The sequence below is a fragment of the Roseovarius nitratireducens genome (assembly GCF_002925845.1).
GTDB lineage: Bacteria > Pseudomonadota > Alphaproteobacteria > Rhodobacterales > Rhodobacteraceae > Roseovarius > Roseovarius nitratireducens.
This window is the reverse complement of sequence record NZ_PDNI01000055.1, coordinates 42168-57733: the sequence shown is the minus strand read 5'-3', so window position 1 is coordinate 57733 and position 15566 is coordinate 42168. Positions and strand designations below refer to the sequence as shown.

At 67.7% G+C, this 15566-nt stretch carries 16 protein-coding genes; 2 read left to right on the top strand and 14 right to left on the bottom strand.

The genetic code is table 11. From position 1 onward, the window contains the following. Positions 1-2 precede the first annotated feature (2 nt). From CRJ03_RS09905 to mnmC2, 5 genes are all read right to left on the bottom strand, one after another. A complete protein-coding gene (locus tag CRJ03_RS09905; protein WP_439126635.1) occupies positions 3-653 on the bottom strand; it encodes a hypothetical protein in 651 nt (216 codons plus the stop codon). 12 nt (positions 654-665) lie between these two features. After that, entirely contained in the window at positions 666-2066 is a 1401-nt protein-coding gene (locus tag CRJ03_RS09900) for a selenium-binding protein SBP56-related protein (protein WP_104018710.1), read from the bottom strand. A gap of 168 nt (positions 2067-2234) precedes the next feature. After that, the gene (rpsA, locus tag CRJ03_RS09895; protein ID WP_276308228.1) at positions 2235-3989 is read right to left on the bottom strand and encodes a 30S ribosomal protein S1; all 1755 of its coding nucleotides are present in this window, start codon (positions 3987-3989) and stop codon (positions 2235-2237) included. Positions 3990-4440: 451 nt separating this feature from the next. Continuing rightward, a complete protein-coding gene (locus CRJ03_RS09890; protein WP_104018708.1) occupies positions 4441-5307 on the bottom strand; it encodes a DMT family transporter in 867 nt (288 codons plus the stop codon). Next, positions 5304-5981, bottom strand: coding sequence for a tRNA (5-methylaminomethyl-2-thiouridine)(34)-methyltransferase MnmC2 (gene mnmC2 / locus CRJ03_RS09885; protein ID WP_104018707.1), 678 nt, complete (start codon positions 5979-5981; stop codon positions 5304-5306). Before mnmC2 ends, CRJ03_RS09890 begins: the two co-directional genes overlap by 4 nt. Before the next feature lie 53 nt (positions 5982-6034). Here mnmC2 and CRJ03_RS09880 point away from each other — a divergent pair, with 53 nt between their 5' ends. After that, on the top strand, positions 6035-7063 hold the full coding sequence (locus CRJ03_RS09880; RefSeq protein WP_104018706.1) for an NAD(P)/FAD-dependent oxidoreductase: 1029 nt from the start codon (positions 6035-6037) through the stop codon (positions 7061-7063). Then, on the top strand, positions 7060-7464 hold the full coding sequence (locus tag CRJ03_RS09875) for a VOC family protein (RefSeq protein ID WP_104018705.1): 405 nt from the start codon (positions 7060-7062) through the stop codon (positions 7462-7464). Before CRJ03_RS09880 ends, CRJ03_RS09875 begins: the two co-directional genes overlap by 4 nt. Before the next feature lie 95 nt (positions 7465-7559). On the opposite strand, the gene CRJ03_RS09870 is transcribed toward CRJ03_RS09875, so the two are convergent. The 9 genes from CRJ03_RS09870 to CRJ03_RS09830 all read right to left on the bottom strand — a co-directional run bounded on the left by CRJ03_RS09870 (position 7560) and on the right by CRJ03_RS09830 (position 15539). Next, a complete protein-coding gene (locus CRJ03_RS09870) occupies positions 7560-8792 on the bottom strand; it encodes an MFS transporter (RefSeq protein ID WP_104018704.1) in 1233 nt (410 codons plus the stop codon). A gap of 75 nt (positions 8793-8867) precedes the next feature. Continuing rightward, a complete protein-coding gene (locus CRJ03_RS09865; protein ID WP_240611634.1) occupies positions 8868-9797 on the bottom strand; it encodes a hypothetical protein in 930 nt (309 codons plus the stop codon). Further along, the gene (locus CRJ03_RS09860; protein ID WP_240611633.1) at positions 9794-10327 is read right to left on the bottom strand and encodes a winged helix DNA-binding protein; all 534 of its coding nucleotides are present in this window, start codon (positions 10325-10327) and stop codon (positions 9794-9796) included. The genes CRJ03_RS09865 and CRJ03_RS09860 overlap by 4 nt, the downstream gene beginning before the upstream one ends. Next, positions 10297-11601, bottom strand: coding sequence for a TRAP transporter large permease (locus tag CRJ03_RS09855; RefSeq protein ID WP_104018703.1), 1305 nt, complete (start codon positions 11599-11601; stop codon positions 10297-10299). The genes CRJ03_RS09860 and CRJ03_RS09855 overlap by 31 nt, the downstream gene beginning before the upstream one ends. Then, positions 11591-12154: a TRAP transporter small permease gene (locus CRJ03_RS09850; protein ID WP_104018702.1), complete on the bottom strand. Its 564-nt coding sequence runs from the start codon at positions 12152-12154 to the stop codon at positions 11591-11593. The genes CRJ03_RS09855 and CRJ03_RS09850 overlap by 11 nt, the downstream gene beginning before the upstream one ends. A 63-nt stretch (positions 12155-12217) precedes the next feature. Then, positions 12218-13198 (bottom strand): TRAP transporter substrate-binding protein, encoded by a 981-nt coding sequence (locus CRJ03_RS09845; protein WP_165375292.1) that lies wholly within the window; start codon positions 13196-13198, stop codon positions 12218-12220. Between the two features lie 108 nt (positions 13199-13306). Beyond that, positions 13307-14134 carry a transglutaminase domain-containing protein gene (locus CRJ03_RS09840; RefSeq protein WP_104018701.1) on the bottom strand — a complete coding sequence of 276 codons (828 nt, stop codon included), beginning with the start codon at positions 14132-14134 and terminating at the stop codon, positions 13307-13309. After that, positions 14131-15180 (bottom strand): permease, encoded by a 1050-nt coding sequence (locus tag CRJ03_RS09835; protein WP_206018351.1) that lies wholly within the window; start codon positions 15178-15180, stop codon positions 14131-14133. The genes CRJ03_RS09840 and CRJ03_RS09835 overlap by 4 nt, the downstream gene beginning before the upstream one ends. A gap of 41 nt (positions 15181-15221) precedes the next feature. Further along, complete coding sequence (locus CRJ03_RS09830; RefSeq protein ID WP_104018699.1) at positions 15222-15539, bottom strand: ArsR/SmtB family transcription factor; 318 nt, start codon at positions 15537-15539, stop codon at positions 15222-15224. Between the last annotated feature and the right edge of the window lie 27 nt (positions 15540-15566).

The window sequence follows — 15566 nt, the reverse complement described above, 5'->3', positions numbered from 1 at the left end:
GCTCAGAGCGCGTGCCAAAGCGACAGGCCGCCGACGAGGACAAGGCTCAGCGCCCAGAGCAGGTCGAGGTTGAACCAGCTTCGCGACAGGAATTTCAGCCCCAGCCAGCGATAGACGCCGAACGCCAGCGTCCCGCCCGCCGCAGTCATGGCAAGGGTGTGGACCACGGCGACGAGCGTGGCGGTGGCCAGCGTGCTGCGCATGAGCGTGGAGGCGGCGGTGTGGCCTGCGCCCTCCTGTGCGAGGTCGCAGATGCCGAGATAGATCGGCACCAGCATCAGCCCTGCGCCGTGCGCCGTGGCCGCGAGGAACGACCACAGCACCAGCCGCGAGGGCGGCACCCGGGCGAGGAACCGAGGGTGCCGCCGGTTGACCAGCAGGTAGAGCCCGAGGCCGATCACGAGGCAGGCCGCGCCGATCTGTATTTCGCGCTGCCACGTCACCAGCGAGACCAGCATCGAGAACGGAAACAGGATCGCGGTCATCGCCAGCAGGTGCCCGCCGGCGAGCGCCGCGAGCGCCTTCCACAGGCTGCCGCGCGCGCGCTCCATCAGTGCTGCCGAGACCGCGAGCGGCCAGCCCATGCCGGGATTGATGCCGTGGTAGAGCCCCGAGGCGACGACGGCCCACCACAGGGCCGCCGTCGTATTCAGATCAGCCACGCGTCAGACGGACGGATAGCAGAAACTGTCGGTGGAACAGTCGCCGCCCTCGAGGCGAATCTGGTGCGCGCGATAGCCCTTGGGGAACTCGACGTAGAAGTCGGGATCGAGCGTCAGGCCGCCGTTCTCGCCGACATGGGCCATCACCATCTGCCCGCCCTCGTCGTCGGGGTAGAACTGATCGTCCCACGTCGAATAGAGCGAGTTGGTCCAGTAGACGCGCTTGCCGTCGCGGCTGATCTCTACCATCTGCGGGCCGTAGGCGAAATCGCGGCCATTGGGGTGTTTGGTGTCCGCCACGATGCCGCCGAGTTCGACCTTGCCCGCGAGGACGGGCTTCATCGGGTCGGAGACGTCGTATTGGTGCATCTCGCCGGTGCCCCAGCAGGCGACGTAGAGATACTTGTCGTCGAGGCTAAGGTCGATATCGGTGACCAGGGGCGGCACCGCCTCGAAGCCCTTGAGCAGCGCGGGCAGGTCATCGGGGGCGGCGGGCTGCGGCGGGATGGTGAGGGTCTTCTTCGCCTCGAATGTGCCGTCATCCTTGCGCCACCATGTCCAGATCGAGCCTTCGAGATTGGTGGTGTCCACGACCACGCCGCAGAAGCCGTAATCCTTGGCCGGATCGTGCGCGGGCCGGATTTCCAGCGCCATCTGGTGATTTTCACCAAGGTCGATGGTCTGCACGTTGCGGCGTTCGCGCAGTTTCCAGAAATGGATCGCGTGGCCGTACTTGTTGGACAGCAGGTCCTCGGGCACGATGCCGTTCTCGAATTGCGGTGGCAGGCCCCATTCGGAACTGACCATGTAATCGCGCGGCAGGTTCCACCAGAAATCGTAATGCTTGTCCTGCGCGCCACGATCCATCTCGTAGCGGCCGAGGATTTCGAACGTTTCGCAATCCATGATGAAGATGCCCGGCGGGCCGTCGGTGCCATCCGGTCCGCCGCCGCCAAGGGTGCTGACATAGATGCCCTCGGGGCCGCAATGGATGGTGTGCGGGCGCGAATAGCCGGTCTTGGCAAACACTTCCTCGGGTTCGATGATCTTGTGGATTTTCGCCTTGAGCGGTTCCTTGACGTCGATGATGTAGATGCGGCTCGAGCGGATACCGGGGATGATGAGGTATCGCCGTTCGAGAAAGGCATGCCCGGTCAGCGGCGAGAGCGAGGACGAACAGGCGTTCCAGCCGAAATGGTGAAACTCGTCGCCGGTGTAGGGCATGATGACCTGATGCAGGATCTGGCCATAGGATTTCGACTTGGGGTCCACATCCACCACGGCGAGCCCGTCCGGCTGGCTGCCGTCGGGGCTGAGCATCAGGGTAAAGGCGAGCGTTTCGGCGGGAGCCTCCATCGCCAGTTTCGGGGTGGCGTGGAACGTGGGATCGGGTCTGAGATTCATCTGCGGTATCCTCCCTTGATGCGCACCCAATGGGCAACGCATGAAGCTTTTCGCTGGTTTTTCAGCCTCTCACGAATCCCGGTTTGCGGCAAATCCTTTGAAACGGGCCGCCAAACGCAAACGGCCCCGCCGAGGCGGGGCCGTCCGGGTGCCTTGCGGCGCCTTGGCTTACTTGTCGCCCTTGAGCGCCGCGCCGAGAATGTCGCCCAGCGACGCGCCCGAGTCGGACGAGCCGAACTGTTGGACGGCCTCTTTCTCTTCGGCGATCTCGCGGGCCTTGATCGACAGGCCGAGACGGCGGGTCTTGCTGTCGATATTGGTCACGCGGGCATCGACCTTGTCACCGACCGAGAACCGCTCGGGGCGCTGCTCGGAGCGGTCGCGGCTGAGGTCGGAGCGGCGGATGAAGGACTTCATGCCTTCGTATTCCACCTCGATGCCGCCATCCTCGATCGCGGTCACCTCGACGGTAACGATCGAGCCGCGCTTGACGCCGCCGACTGCCTCGGCAAACTTGTCGCCGCCCAGCGCCTTGATCGAGAGCGAGATGCGCTCTTTCTCGACATCCACGTCCGAGACGACAGCCTGAACCATGTCGCCCTTCTTGTAGTTCTGGATGGCGTCCTCGCCACGCTCGTCCCAGCTCAGATCGCTGAGGTGAACCATGCCGTCGATGTCGCCTTCCATGCCGATGAACAGGCCGAACTCGGTGATGTTCTTGACCTCGCCCTCGACCTCGGTCCCCGGCGGGTACTGCTCGGCGAACACTTCCCACGGGTTGCGCATGGTCTGCTTGAGCCCGAGGCTGACGCGGCGCTTGGTCGGGTCGATCTCGAGCACCATGACCTCGACCTCCTGAGAGGTGGAGACGATCTTGCCGGGGTGCACGTTCTTCTTGGTCCAGGACATTTCCGAGACGTGAACGAGCCCCTCGACACCGGGCTCCAGCTCGACGAAGGCACCGTAGTCGGTGATGTTGGTGACGCGACCGGTGTGGACAGAGGCCAGCGGATACTTGGCCGCCACCAGATCCCAGGGATCTTCCTGCAACTGCTTCATGCCGAGGCTGATGCGGTGCGTCTCCTTGTTGATCTTGATGACCTGGACCTTGACGGTCTCGCCGATCGACAGGATCTCGGAGGGGTGGTTGACCCGGCGCCATGCCATGTCGGTGACGTGCAGCAGACCATCGACACCGCCGAGATCGACGAAGGCGCCGTATTCGGTGATGTTCTTGACCACGCCGTCAACGGCCTGACCCTCGGTGAGGTTGGCGATGACCTCGGCGCGCTGTTCGGCGCGGCTTTCCTCGAGGATGGCGCGGCGCGATACGACGATATTGCCGCGGCGGCGATCCATCTTGAGAATCTGGAACGGCTGCTTGAGGCCCATCAACGGGCCGGCGTCGCGCACCGGGCGCACATCGACCTGAGAGCCGGGCAGGAAGGCCACGGCACCGCCGAGATCGACGGTAAAGCCGCCCTTGACGCGACCGAAGATCGCGCCCTCGACGCGCTCCTCGTCGGCATAGGCTTTCTCGAGACGGTCCCACGCCGCCTCGCGGCGGGCCATCTCGTGGCTGATCACGGCTTCGCCGCGGGCGTTCTCGGCGGAGCGCAGGTAGACTTCGACCTCGTCGCCGACATGGATGTCGGGCTGCTCGCCGGGATTCGCGAATTCCTTGAGATCGACGCGGCCTTCCATCTTGTAGCCGACGTCGATGATGGCCTGGCCCGCCTCGATGGCGATGACCTTGCCCTTGACGACAGAGCCCTCGTCGGGGGTGTCCATTTCGAGGTTTTCATTAAGGAGGGCCTCGAATTCCTCCATAGATGCGTTCTGAGCCATGTGGCGTGTGTGTCCTTTGTAACGTTCATTTTCCGGCCGCGCGGTTGTCTCCGCCGGTCTTTGGGTGGTGTCCACCAGCGGTGGAACGGGGGTTCGTTGGTCAGGCGGGCCACAAAACAAAGAGGGCCGGGAATGCCGACCCTGCTCGCTCTCTTCGGTCCTGCGGCGGTTCCGCCTTGTTGACAACGGGCGTCATAGCGGCCACGCAGGCGTAAATCAAGCGGCAAGATCGCGGTGGGCCGGGCAATCGGATGAAAGCCTGTACCAATGCAGACTTGCCCCCGCGCGGAATCGAGGCGTGCTTGCACGCCGCCGCGCGAGCGCCCGACCGCCCCCTCGGGCGGGCGCTTTTGCAACGGTGCAAGTTGCTGCAAGTTAATAAGTATTCTGCACGATAAATCGCACAACACAGGCGTGTTTGCGCCCACCCGGCGATCGGGCACTCGCGCGGCTCATCGTCCAGCCCGGCGGCTCATACCCGAAATCTTCTCTTTCGCAGTCACCCGATTGCCCTGTAGCGGAGGGTTCAACCCGCGCGCCGCTGCCGCCACAGGGTAAACAGCCCCGCCCCCACGATGAGCGCCGCCCCCAGCGCCACGTTGAGGCGGATGGTCTCGGAAAACACCAAGATGCCGATGGTGCTGGCGAACACCAGTTGCAGGTAGGCAAAGGGCTGCACCGCGCTCGCCTCGGCAACCTCGTAGCACTTGATGAGGGTGTAGTGCCCCGCCGCACCGGTGATGCACAGCGCCCCCATCCAGACCCAGTCCGGGCCGGTCATCGGCTCCCAGAACCACGCGCCCACCGCCGTCATCGCGACCGACCCCACCGTGCCGGTCCAGAAGAACGAAGTGGCCGCGTCGTCGAGCTTGGCCACGAACCGCGTGAGCAGCCCGTAGAGCGCGAACATCAGCGCGGCGATGAAGGGGATGATGGCGGCGGGCTGAAACACGCCGAAGCCGGGCTCGAGGATGATGGTCACGCCGACAAAGCCCACGCCGATCGCCACCCAGCGCCGCCAGCCCACGCTCTCGCCCAGAACCGGGCCGGAAAGCGCGGCGATCAGCAGCGGGTAGGCGGCGAATACCGCGTGGCTCTCGACCAGCCCGAGGAGGGTGAAACCGTAGATCATCACGCATATCTCGGCCACCAGAAGCAGCGCGCGAAAGCCCTGCATCAGTGGCTGCGCGGTGGCGGCGGCGGCCATCAGCCCGCCGGCGCGGCGTGCGGCGACGGTCATGACGAAGGCGGCGAAGAACCAGTAGCGGATCATCACCACCATGAACACGTTGTATTCCCCCGCCAGGTGGCGCGAGATGCCGTCCTGCACGGCGAAGATGAAGGTGGTCAGCACCATCATCCAGATGCCGAGGCGGGTGTTTTGATCGGTCATTGCCTGTCCAGTATTGCGCGGGTCATGTGGCGCTTGCGCCCGTATCCCGGAACACGGCTGACAGAAAACCCCGCCGCCTCCAAGCCCCGCCGCACGAAACCCGCCGCCGTGTAGGTGGCCGCCGTGCCGCCCTTTGCTGTGTGGCGGGCGACGCTCTCCATCAGGTCGGGCTGCCAGAGTTCGGGGTTCTTGGCGGGTGAAAACCCGTCGAGAAACCACGCATCGGCCTTGTCCGGCCAATGGTTTAGCGTTTTGCGTGCGTCGCCCTCGACCAGCGTGAAATCGAGATCGGGCAGCGTGATCCGCTGCGCGCCGCCCGTCCAGCGGGAGGCAAGCTCTGCGGCGAGCGGTGCGAGATCGGCAAAGCGGGATTGCGCGCGGCGCATGTCCTGCGCGGTCATCGGGAACGCCTCGAAGGAGGTATAGCGCAACCGCCCCGCCACACCTGCCACCCGCCAGGCATGCAGCGCGGCCAGCAGGTTGAGCCCGGTGCCAAAGCCAAGCTCGGCAATGTGAAACCCGTCGCGGAACCGCGCCGGCAGATCGTTGCCCGCGAGAAAAACGTGCCGCGTCTCGGCAAGCCCGTTCTCGAGGCTGAAATACGGATCATTGAACCGGGTCGAGACCGGCACGTCGCCGTCGCGCCAGTCGATCCCGGCCTGCTGGTCCTGCATGGGGCAATCCTCTAGAACGGCGGGCAGGATGCCGGGTGCCGGGAGAATGTGCAATGACCGATGTGACGGTGATGGGGGCGGGGATATTCGGCCTGTCGGTGGCCTGGGCCTGTGCCCGGCGCGGGGCGCGGGTGCGGGTGATCGACCCGAACGGGCCCGGCGCCGGGGCGTCGGGGGGCCTCGTCGGCGCGCTCGCCCCGCATGTGCCGGAGAACTGGAATGACAAGAAGGCGTTCCAGCTCAAAAGCCTGATCATGGCCGAGGGGTTCTGGGCCGAGGTGACCGCGGCGGGCGGGGTGCAGCCGGGCTATGCGCGGCTGGGCCGGATACAGCCGGTGATGGACGAGAGCGGTCTGGTGCTGGCCCGCGCGCGGGAAGAGAGCGCCGCGGCGCTGTGGCAGGGCAAGGCGGCGTGGCGGGTGGAACCAGCCGAGGGAAAGTGGTGCCCCGAGAGCCCCACCGGCCACGTCATCCGCGATACGCTGAGCGCGCGCCTGCATCCGCGCCGCGCCTGCGAGGCGCTGGTGGCGGCGCTGCGCGAGCGCGGGGCCGAAATGGTGCGCGAGGGACCGCAAGAGGGCCGCGTGCTGTGGGCCACCGGGGTGGCGGGACTGGAGGAACTGAGCCATGCGGCGGGCCGCGCCGCGGGCAATGGCGTGAAGGGGCAGGCCGCGCTGCTGGCGTTGGACGCGCGCGAGGCGCCGCAACTGTTTGCCGACGGGGTGCACGTCGTGCCCCACGCCGACGGGACCACCGCGATCGGCTCCACTTCCGAGCGTGACTATGACGATCCCACCGCCACCGATGCGCTACTCGACGACGTGATCGCGCGCGCCTGCGCGGCGATCCCTGCGCTGGCGGGTGCGCCGGTGATCGAACGCTGGGCCGGGCTGCGCCCGCGCGCGCGAAGCCGCGCACCGATGCTGGGGGCGCACCCGCTGCGGCGCGGTGAGTTCATCGCCAATGGCGGGTTCAAGATCGGCTTTGGCATGGCGCCCAAGGTGGCCGAGGTGATGGCCGCGCTGATGCTCGACGGGGTGGACCGCATCCCCGAGGGCTTTCGCCCGGAGGCCTCGCTATGAGCGGCCCGCGCCTTGCCAGCCTTGACCACCTCGTGCTGACCGTCGCCGATATCGGGGCGACGGTCGCCTTCTACCAGGACGTGCTGGGGATGGCGCCGGAGGTGTTCCGCGCCACGGATGGCAGCGCCCGTCACGCGCTGCGTTTCGGCACGCAGAAGATCAACCTGCATCAGGCCGGGGCCGAGTTTGCCCCGCGCGCCGCGCGCGCCACCCCCGGCTCCGCCGATCTGTGTTTCCTGAGCGATGTGCCGCTCGGCGATTGGCAGGCGCATTTCGCGGCGCTGGGCGTCACGGTCGAGGACGGCCCGGTGCCGCGCAGCGGGGCGACGGGGCCAATCGTCTCGCTCTACCTGCGCGATCCCGATGGCAACCTACTGGAGGTTTCCAACCGGGCGGGGTGAGCGCGGGTGGAGGTTTTGGTCTGGAACGGTCGTTGACCATCGGACGGATGCAGGACAGGCGAGTCATCGGGAGGGTTACCCCTGTCCCCCGGCGATCAGGCTGCGGCGAGGGGCCGCTCGCGGACCGGCAGGTGCACCAGCGCCGAGAACGCCCCCACCCCCACGCCGATCCACCACACCAGCGAGTAGTCGCCGTGCAGGTCGTAGAGCCGCCCGCCCAGCCACACGCCGAGGAAGCTGCCAAGCTGATGCGAGAAGAACACGATCCCGTAGAGCGTGCCCATGTATCGCAGCCCGTAGATATGCGCGATCAGGCCAGAGGTCAGCGGCACCGTGGCCAGCCACAGCGACCCCATCGCCACGGAGAACAGCAGCACCGTGCCCGGCGTGATCGGCGTCAGCATGAAGGCCGCCGCCACCACCGTGCGCGCGGCATAGATGCCCGCAAGCAGGTGCTTGCGTGAATGACGGTTGCCAAGCCAGCCCGCCATCAGCGTGCCGCCGATATTGGCAAGGCCGATGAGCGAGATCGCCACCGCGCCCAGCGCCGATGTGGTGGTGATGCCGATATTGTGCAGCACGCCGCCGGGCAGGATCGGGCCGCACATCTCGGTCACCAGCGCCGGGAAATGCGCGGTGATGAAGCCAAGCTGATAGCCGCAACTGAAGAATCCCAGGAAGATGAGCGCGTAGGACGGATCGCGAAACGCCTGTTGCAGCGCGTCGCCCATGGATTGCTCCAGCACGGCGCGGCCCGCGGGGGCGGGTGCGCGCATCAAGGGCAGCATCACCAGCACCGCGAGGATGGTGACGGCAAAGACCACGAACACGCCCTGCCATGTCATGAAGCCGAGCATCCATTCGGCCACCGGCGCGCCAAACACCTGCCCCGCCGATCCCGCGGCGGTGGCGATGGCGAGGCTCATCGAGCGGTTCTCGTCCGAGCTTGCCCGCCCGACCACGGCGAGGATGACGCCAAAGCCGGTCCCGGCGATGCCGAAGCCGACCAGCACCTCATAAGCCTGGTGCGCCTGCGGCGAGACGGCGAACGACGACAGCACCAGCCCGGCCGCATAGACCAGCGCGCCTGCGACGATGGCGCGGCGGTCGCCCATCTTCTCGGCCAGTGCGCCGAAAATGGGCTGGCCGATTCCCCAGGCGAGGTTCTGGATGGCGATGGCGAGCGAGAACTCGGCGCGGGGCCAGTTGAACTCCTCTGCGATCGGGATCTGGAACACGCCGAAAGAGGCGCGGATCGCGAAGGAGATCATCAGGATGGTGCAGCCTGCGATCAGGACGGGTGTTATCAGGGGGGCGGATTTCTGCATGGGGCCTCGCGCGGGATCGGGCGCAGATTACGTCACCGCGCGGCGGCGTCAATTCAGGCTTTGTGGTGGCGTCCATCACGCAGGCGCAAGCCGTCGGATCAGCGGCGCCATGACCAGCGGCGTGAGGTACATCGGCAATTGATAGAGCCCCACGAACAGCAGGAGCGCCGCCGCCGTCTCGGGCGGCAGCGCGCCGAGGAACAGCGCGAGGTTGCGGTTGCCCGCGATGACCGCCAGCGCCGGGGCGCCCTGCGGCGCGCGGTGGCGGGCCAGCAGCAGCGTCACCACCTGCGCGCCGAAGCCGAGCGCGAAGACAGCGGCGAGCGTGGCCCAGAAGGCGGGACCGGGGGCCTTGAGCGCGGGCCCCACGGCGGACATGAGGCCGACCACGACCACCGCCATGGCCAGCGTGATGAGCCCGTCCACCGCGCCCTGCCCCGCCGGTCCGCGCAGCCACGCCACCCGCCCCCGCAGCACGATGCCCGCACCCCCCGCCACCGCGATCACGGCCAGCAGGCGCAGTGCCGCCTCGACCACCACCAGCGGCGCGCCGAACACCGGCAACAGCCAGAACACCGGCAGCACCGTCATCGGCAACAGCGCCGTGCCCAGCACCAGTTGCCGCAGCGCCGGGGCGGGATCGCCACCCGCGAGGATCGTCAGGCCGGCGCTGCCGGTCATCGGCGGCGCGGCCAGCACCAGCACCAGGCCGATGCCCAGAACGCTCGCCTGTGCCCCCAGCGCCCAGAGCCCGACGATGGCCACCACCGGCAGCGCCACCTGCATCATTAGCGTGACGGCAAGATAGCGCGGCAAGGAACGGCGGCCCGGAAACGCCGCGCGCATCTCTACCCGCAGCGTGGCGAGGAACAGCAGGAACGCGATCATCGGGAAGATGAGCGGCGCCATCGTGCGCGCCAGCCCCGGTGCCAGCGCCCCCACCACGAGGCCCGTCACCAGCACCAGCCGCCCGTGACGGGCCAGCGCCGCGAGCACGCCGCTCACACCGCCGCCGCGCCGCGCGCCGCCTGGTCGTAACAGCCCGACAGCGCGCGCAAGAGCGCCGCCAGGCGCGACATCTCGGCCCGGTCGAGGCCAAGCTGTTCGACCGAACGCACCAGCAACTCCTCGCGCACGCGGCCATAGCGGGTGCAGTAATCGGCCCCCGCCGCGGTGATGGAGACGGTCTTTTCCTTGCCCTTGCGCCCGGTCTCGACAAGGCCCGCGCGCTCCAGCTTCTTGACCGCGTAGCTGACGAGGTGGGTATCCTCGACATTGAGCACGAGGCAGATATCCGCGAGGCTCTTGGGCCGGTCGCGGTGATGCACGAGATGAACCACCAGCACCTCCAGCGGCGCGAGACCGGGCATCCCTGCGGCGGTCATGCAGCGTGACATCCAGCGCTGGAAGGCGTGGTTGGCCATGGTGAGGGCAAACTCCATCTCCGACAGCTCGGGCATGCCGGAGCTGGCAAGATGGGCCGAGGACACGACCGGTCCCGGCGTCAGCGGGCGAGCATCGTCTGCGGGATCCATAGGGCGATCTCCGGGAACAGGGTCAGGATGGCGGTGGCGGCCACCAGCAGCAGGAAGAACGGGAAGGCGTGGCGCGCGATCTCGAAGATGCCGCGCCCGGTGATGGATTGGAGCACGAAAAGGTTGAAGCCCACCGGCGGCGTGATCTGGCTCATCTCCACCACCAGCACGAGGAAGATGCCGAACCAGATCGGGTCTATCCCGGCGGCCAGCACCATCGGCAGGATCACCGAGGTGGTCAGCACGACGATCGAGATGCCGTCGAGGAACATCCCCAGCAGGATGAAGAACACCACCAGCGCCGCCAGCAGCATGCCCGCCGAGTATCCCTGCTCTCCGATCCAGGCGGCCAGCGCGCGCGGGATGCCGGTATAGCCCATCGCCACGGTCAGGAACGCCGCCCCCGCGAGGATGAAGGCGATCATGCAGCTGGTGATCGTGGCACCGCGCAGCGCGCCCCATGTGCTCTGCCAATTGAGCGAGCCGCCCATGCCGGACAGGATCAGCGCGCCCAGCACGCCCACCACCGCCGCCTCGGTGGGCGAGGCCAGCCCCGCGTAGATCGAGCCGATGACCGCGACGATGAGCAGGATCGTCGGCCCCAGCAGCACGATGGCGCGCAGCTTGTCCGCCCATGTGGTGGCGGGCTCGGCGACGGGCATCCGGTCGCGATGGGTGAGCGCCCAGAGCATGGTGTAGCCCGAGAACAGCGCCGCCAGCATCAGCCCCGGGCCGATCCCTGCGAGGAACAGCCGCGCGATGCTCTGCTCGGTCGCGGCACCATAGACGATCAGGATGATCGACGGCGGGATGAGAAAGCCGAACGTGCCCGAGCCCGCCAGCGTGCCGATGATCATCCGGTCGTCATAGCCGCGCCGGGTCAGTTCCGGCACCGACATGCGCCCCACCGTGGCCGTGGTGGCCGCCGACGAGCCGGAAACGGCGGCGAAAAGCGCGCAGCCGAAGATGTTGGCGTGCAACAGCCGCCCCGGCAGCCGGGTGGTCAGCGGGGCAAGCCCCGAGAACATGTCCGACGACAGGCGCGAGCGGAACAGGATTTCGCCCATCCAGATGAACATCGGCAGCGCGGTCAAATCCCAGATATTGAGCGCGCCCCACACCTTGGTGGCAAAGACCAGCTCCACCGGGGCCGACGAGGCCATGAGCATCGCCGCCAGCCCCACGGCGACGAGCGCGAACCCCACCCACAGCCCCAGCGCGAGGCAGCCAAAGAGGATCGCCACGAGGACGAGCGAGAGGGCCTCAATGCCCATCGGTGCCTCCCTTCTTCGCCTCTTCGGCGCGGCGATAATCGGGGGTCTGCCCGCGCAACAGCGCCACCAGCGCGTCGACGAGCGCCAGTGCCAGCAACCCGAGCCCCGCCACCATCACCGCCTGCGGCATCCAGAGCGGGAATTTCGCCATGCCGAAGCTGACCGCGTCGAAGGTATAGCTGTCGCGCGCCTGCACGAATGCGCTGTAGAGCGCGAAGCCGCACAGCCCCAGCGCCCCGAGCAGCACCGGCACCGAAAGAATCCGCGCCAGCGGCGCGGGCAGGCTATCGGTCAGCATGGTAACGCGGACATGCCCGCCGGCGCGCAACGTGCCCGCCAGCGCCAGGAACGCAGCGCCGACGAAGAGGAAGCCGCCCATCTCCGACAGCGAGGTGATGGCGATGCCCACGGGCTCGCGCCCCGCCGCGATCAGGCTTCGGTCGATCACCCGGCCTACCACCTGCACCAGCACCAGCACGGCGATCGCCACCAGCGCCAGCGCGGCAAGGACGAACCCCGCATCGTAAAGACGGTCGAGCGTCCTGCGCAGCATGGCGAGGCTCCTGTCTGTCCGGGATGAGAGGACGCGGGCGGGAAAGCCCGCCCGCGCACCCGCTCAGTTGCGGGCGTAGTTGTCGAGGATCAGCTCACCCTCTGGACCGGCGGCCTTTTTCCATTCCGCGGTCATGGTCTCGCCGATCTCGCGCAATTGCTTGGCCAGCTTTGCCGACGGCTGGTGCACCTGCATGCCGTTTTCCTCCAGCGTGGCGATCTTGGCCTCGGTTTCGGCCACCGACATTTCCCAGCCACGCAGCTCGGCCTGCGCCGCCGCCTCGATCAGCGCGTCTTGCTGATCCGCGGGCAGGGCGTCAAAAGCGCGGGTGTTGACGAACACCATGTTCTTGGGCAGCCACGCCTGCGTGTCGATGTAGTGACCGACGAAATCCCACGCCTGAGACGACACGCCCGTAGAGGGCGAGGTGATCATCGCCGAGATGCGCGAGGTGGAAAAGGCGGTCGGGATGTCGCCCGCCTCGACCGTCGTCGGCACCGCGCCCATGAGTTGCGCCAGCCGCTCGGTGGCGGTGTTGTAGGCGCGGAAATTGACGCCCTGAAGCTGCTCGGTCGAGGTCACCTCCTCGGTGACATAGAGGCTCTGACCCGGCCACGGCACGGCATAGAGCAGCGTCAGCCCCTGGTCGGCCAGCTTGGCCGCGATCTGGTCGCGCGACGCTTCCCACAGACGGGCGGCATCGTCATAGCTCGCCGCGAGGAAGGGCACCGAATCGACGCCGAACACCGCGTCCTCGTTGGCGAGCTGCGACATCAGGATTTCACCGATGGGGGCAAGGCCCCGGCGCACGGAATCGCGGATTTCCGGGTGCGCATAGAGCGAGCCCGCCGAGTGCACGGTGATGGAGAGCGCGCCGTCGGTGGCCTCGGCCACATCCTCGGCGAACTGCATGATGTTCTGCGTGTGAAAGACGGAATCGCCGTAAGGCGTAGGCATGTCCCAAGTGGTCTGCGCGGTGGCCGCGCCCGCGCCGAGGCCGAGGGCAAAGGCCCCCGACAGCGCCATGTTGAAAAGATGTTTCATGAGGTGCTCCCTGTTGCAAATCGTGGCGCCGGGCCGCAAGCGGCGGGCCGGTGCAAGGGCAAGCGTGCCCTCTCAATTATAATTTGTCAACAAAATGCCTGCGTCCTGTCAGGGTGCGGCAAGCCGCGCGACAAGCGGGGCCGGTCCCGGCTTCCCGTCCGCGCCGATCAGCACCGGCTCTGCCAGTAGTTTGAGCGTCACCACCCCGGCACCATGCCCGTAGCGATGCCCCATCGAATGGCCCAACGCAACGCGCCGGCCGGGGCGCGGGTTGAGCGCATCCCGCGCGGGTCCCAGCCCGGCCTTCATGTGGTGGGCGATATCCCAGTGCTGCACCACGCCGGCGTGACGGGTGACGACCCAACAATGCATGTCGTCGGTGACACCGCCCTTCTCCGCCGGAAAGAAATAGCCATAGACATAGCCCGCCTCGAACCCGGCGGCGCGCAGGCTCGCCACGAGGTAGGTGTTGATGTCGATGCAAGAGCCCGTCGTCAGGCCGCAGGAAAGGTAGGGCACCGCCTCGGTGCCGTCATTGAACCGCACCTCTGGATGGGCATAGGCAAAGCGCGCCTCTGCCTCCGCCACCAGCGCCGCGATGCCCGCCATGCCGCCGCCTGCCGCGCGGGCCACCTCCACGCTTGCCTGCGCCAGATCGTCGGCGGGGGTGGTGTAGCGCGTCGCGCGCGGGGCGAACATGATGTCCGGATAGGCAGGACCGCCGGGCGCGATCTCGTAGGACAGCGTCAGCGGCCCGCCCTCTGCCGCGATCTCGAGCGCGGCAAGGCCCAGCTCCGGCTCGGGCAGGACGGCGGCGATGCGCCCGCCTGTGACGGACGCGGCGGCGACGGCCTCGGCGGGGGTGGCCATCCCCGCCGGGGCCAGCAGCCGCGCGCCCGGCTCAAGGCCCGCGATCTCGACGGTGAGCCGCCTCATGTCAGGTTCCACATCTGGAACAGCAGCCCGGCGGCGAACGCCCCGGTCAGCGACAGCGCGAGGTAGAGCGCGAAGACGCGGGGCTTTACCAGCGCCCACACCGCGATCGCCGCGGGCAGCGAGGTGACGCCACCCGCCACGAGAAAGGCAAGCCCCGCACCGGGGGCCATCCCCTGCCCGACCAGCCCACCCACCAGCGGCAGCGCGGCATAGCCGTTGAGATAGGCAGGCACACCGACGAGGGTGCCCAGCGCGATGGGCGCGAGGCCCGTGCCGCCCAGCACGCCGGTGATCGTCTCGGCGGGGATGAAGGCCAGCATCAGGCTTTCGAGGACAAAGGCCAGCGTCAGCCATTTCAGCAGGAACAGGGTGACGCTCGCTGCCTCGCGCCCGAACTTCGCGCGCCGCTCCGGGTCGATCCAGAAGCGCCACACCACCGGTTTCGGGTCGCGCAGTTTCGACCCGCCGCAGCCGCCGTTGCCGATGCCCTCGCGCAGCGGATCGGCGAGGCCCCCGGCGCGGCCCAGGAAATGCACCACCCAGCCGCCCATCAGGCCGAGGCCAATGGCCGCCAGCGTCTTGGCGATAGCGAATTCAAGGCCCAGAACGCCCGTCGTCAGCACGAACATCGACGGGTCCATCACCGGCGAGGCGAGCCAGAAGGCCATCACCGCCGACAGCGGCACCCCCATCGCCAGCAGCGCCGCGATGAGCGGGATCACCCCGCAGGAGCAGAACGGCGACAGCCCCCCCGCCAGCGCCGCCAGCAGGATCATCACCGCCGGCGCGCCGGTAAAGGCGCGGGCGATCAGGTTGTCGGCGCCGGTGGCCGTGGCCCAGGCCGCGACGGCGATGGACAGAACGAGAAAGGGCGCGGTGCCCGCCAGCGCCTCGGCCGTGAAGGCAATCGACGCCCCCGCCTGCGTGCGGTCGAAAACGGTCAGCAAGGCGAGGATCAGCGCGGTGACGAGCCAGACGCTGTGCTTGCGCCAAGCGGTGCGCAGCACGGTGGCGGCACGAGGCGGGGTGAGGGTGAAGTCGTTCATTTTTATATCCCTAGTTATGTCGTGATTTTAGGCCCAAAAAATCAGGCCGCGCTATCGGTGGAGGCCAGCCGCACGCCGGTGCAGCATTCGGCGGTGAGAAAATCGAGCATGGTGCGCATCGCGGCGAAATCCACGCGGTTCAGGATGGTGCGGCCCTGCCGTTCCTGCAGCACCAGCCCGGCATCGACCAGCGTCGAGAGGTGGTGCGCCAGCGTCGAGGGGGCCTGCCCGAGGTGCTGCCCGATCTCGCCCACGCTGAGCCCCTCGTCACCCGCGCGCACCAGCAAGCGAAAGATGGCGAGGCGGGTGTCGTGGCCAAGCGCGGCGAGCGCGCGGGAGGTTGGGCCTGTCTGTGTCATGTGGTCAATATAACGATAAAACTAGTT

Bases quoted from the DNA above. Each gene is read 5' to 3' on its own strand.
- CRJ03_RS09900 (WP_104018710.1), bottom strand. From the start codon at position 2,066: ATGAATCTCAGACCCGATCCCACGTTCCACGCCACCCCGAAACTGGCG.
- CRJ03_RS09890 (WP_104018708.1), bottom strand. From the start codon at position 5,307: ATGACCGATCAAAACACCCGCCTCGGCATCTGGATGATGGTGCTGACC.
- mnmC2 (WP_104018707.1), bottom strand. From the start codon at position 5,981: ATGCAGGACCAGCAGGCCGGGATCGACTGGCGCGACGGCGACGTGCCG.
- CRJ03_RS09880 (WP_104018706.1), top strand. From the start codon at position 6,035: ATGACCGATGTGACGGTGATGGGGGCGGGGATATTCGGCCTGTCGGTG.
- CRJ03_RS09875 (WP_104018705.1), top strand. From the start codon at position 7,060: ATGAGCGGCCCGCGCCTTGCCAGCCTTGACCACCTCGTGCTGACCGTC.
- CRJ03_RS09870 (WP_104018704.1), bottom strand. From the start codon at position 8,792: ATGCAGAAATCCGCCCCCCTGATAACACCCGTCCTGATCGCAGGCTGC.
- CRJ03_RS09860 (WP_240611633.1), bottom strand. From the start codon at position 10,327: ATGGATCCCGCAGACGATGCTCGCCCGCTGACGCCGGGACCGGTCGTG.
- CRJ03_RS09855 (WP_104018703.1), bottom strand. From the start codon at position 11,601: ATGGGCATTGAGGCCCTCTCGCTCGTCCTCGTGGCGATCCTCTTTGGC.
- CRJ03_RS09850 (WP_104018702.1), bottom strand. From the start codon at position 12,154: ATGCTGCGCAGGACGCTCGACCGTCTTTACGATGCGGGGTTCGTCCTT.
- CRJ03_RS09845 (WP_165375292.1), bottom strand. From the start codon at position 13,198: ATGAAACATCTTTTCAACATGGCGCTGTCGGGGGCCTTTGCCCTCGGC.
- CRJ03_RS09840 (WP_104018701.1), bottom strand. From the start codon at position 14,134: ATGAGGCGGCTCACCGTCGAGATCGCGGGCCTTGAGCCGGGCGCGCGG.
- CRJ03_RS09835 (WP_206018351.1), bottom strand. From the start codon at position 15,180: ATGAACGACTTCACCCTCACCCCGCCTCGTGCCGCCACCGTGCTGCGC.
- CRJ03_RS09830 (WP_104018699.1), bottom strand. From the start codon at position 15,539: ATGACACAGACAGGCCCAACCTCCCGCGCGCTCGCCGCGCTTGGCCAC.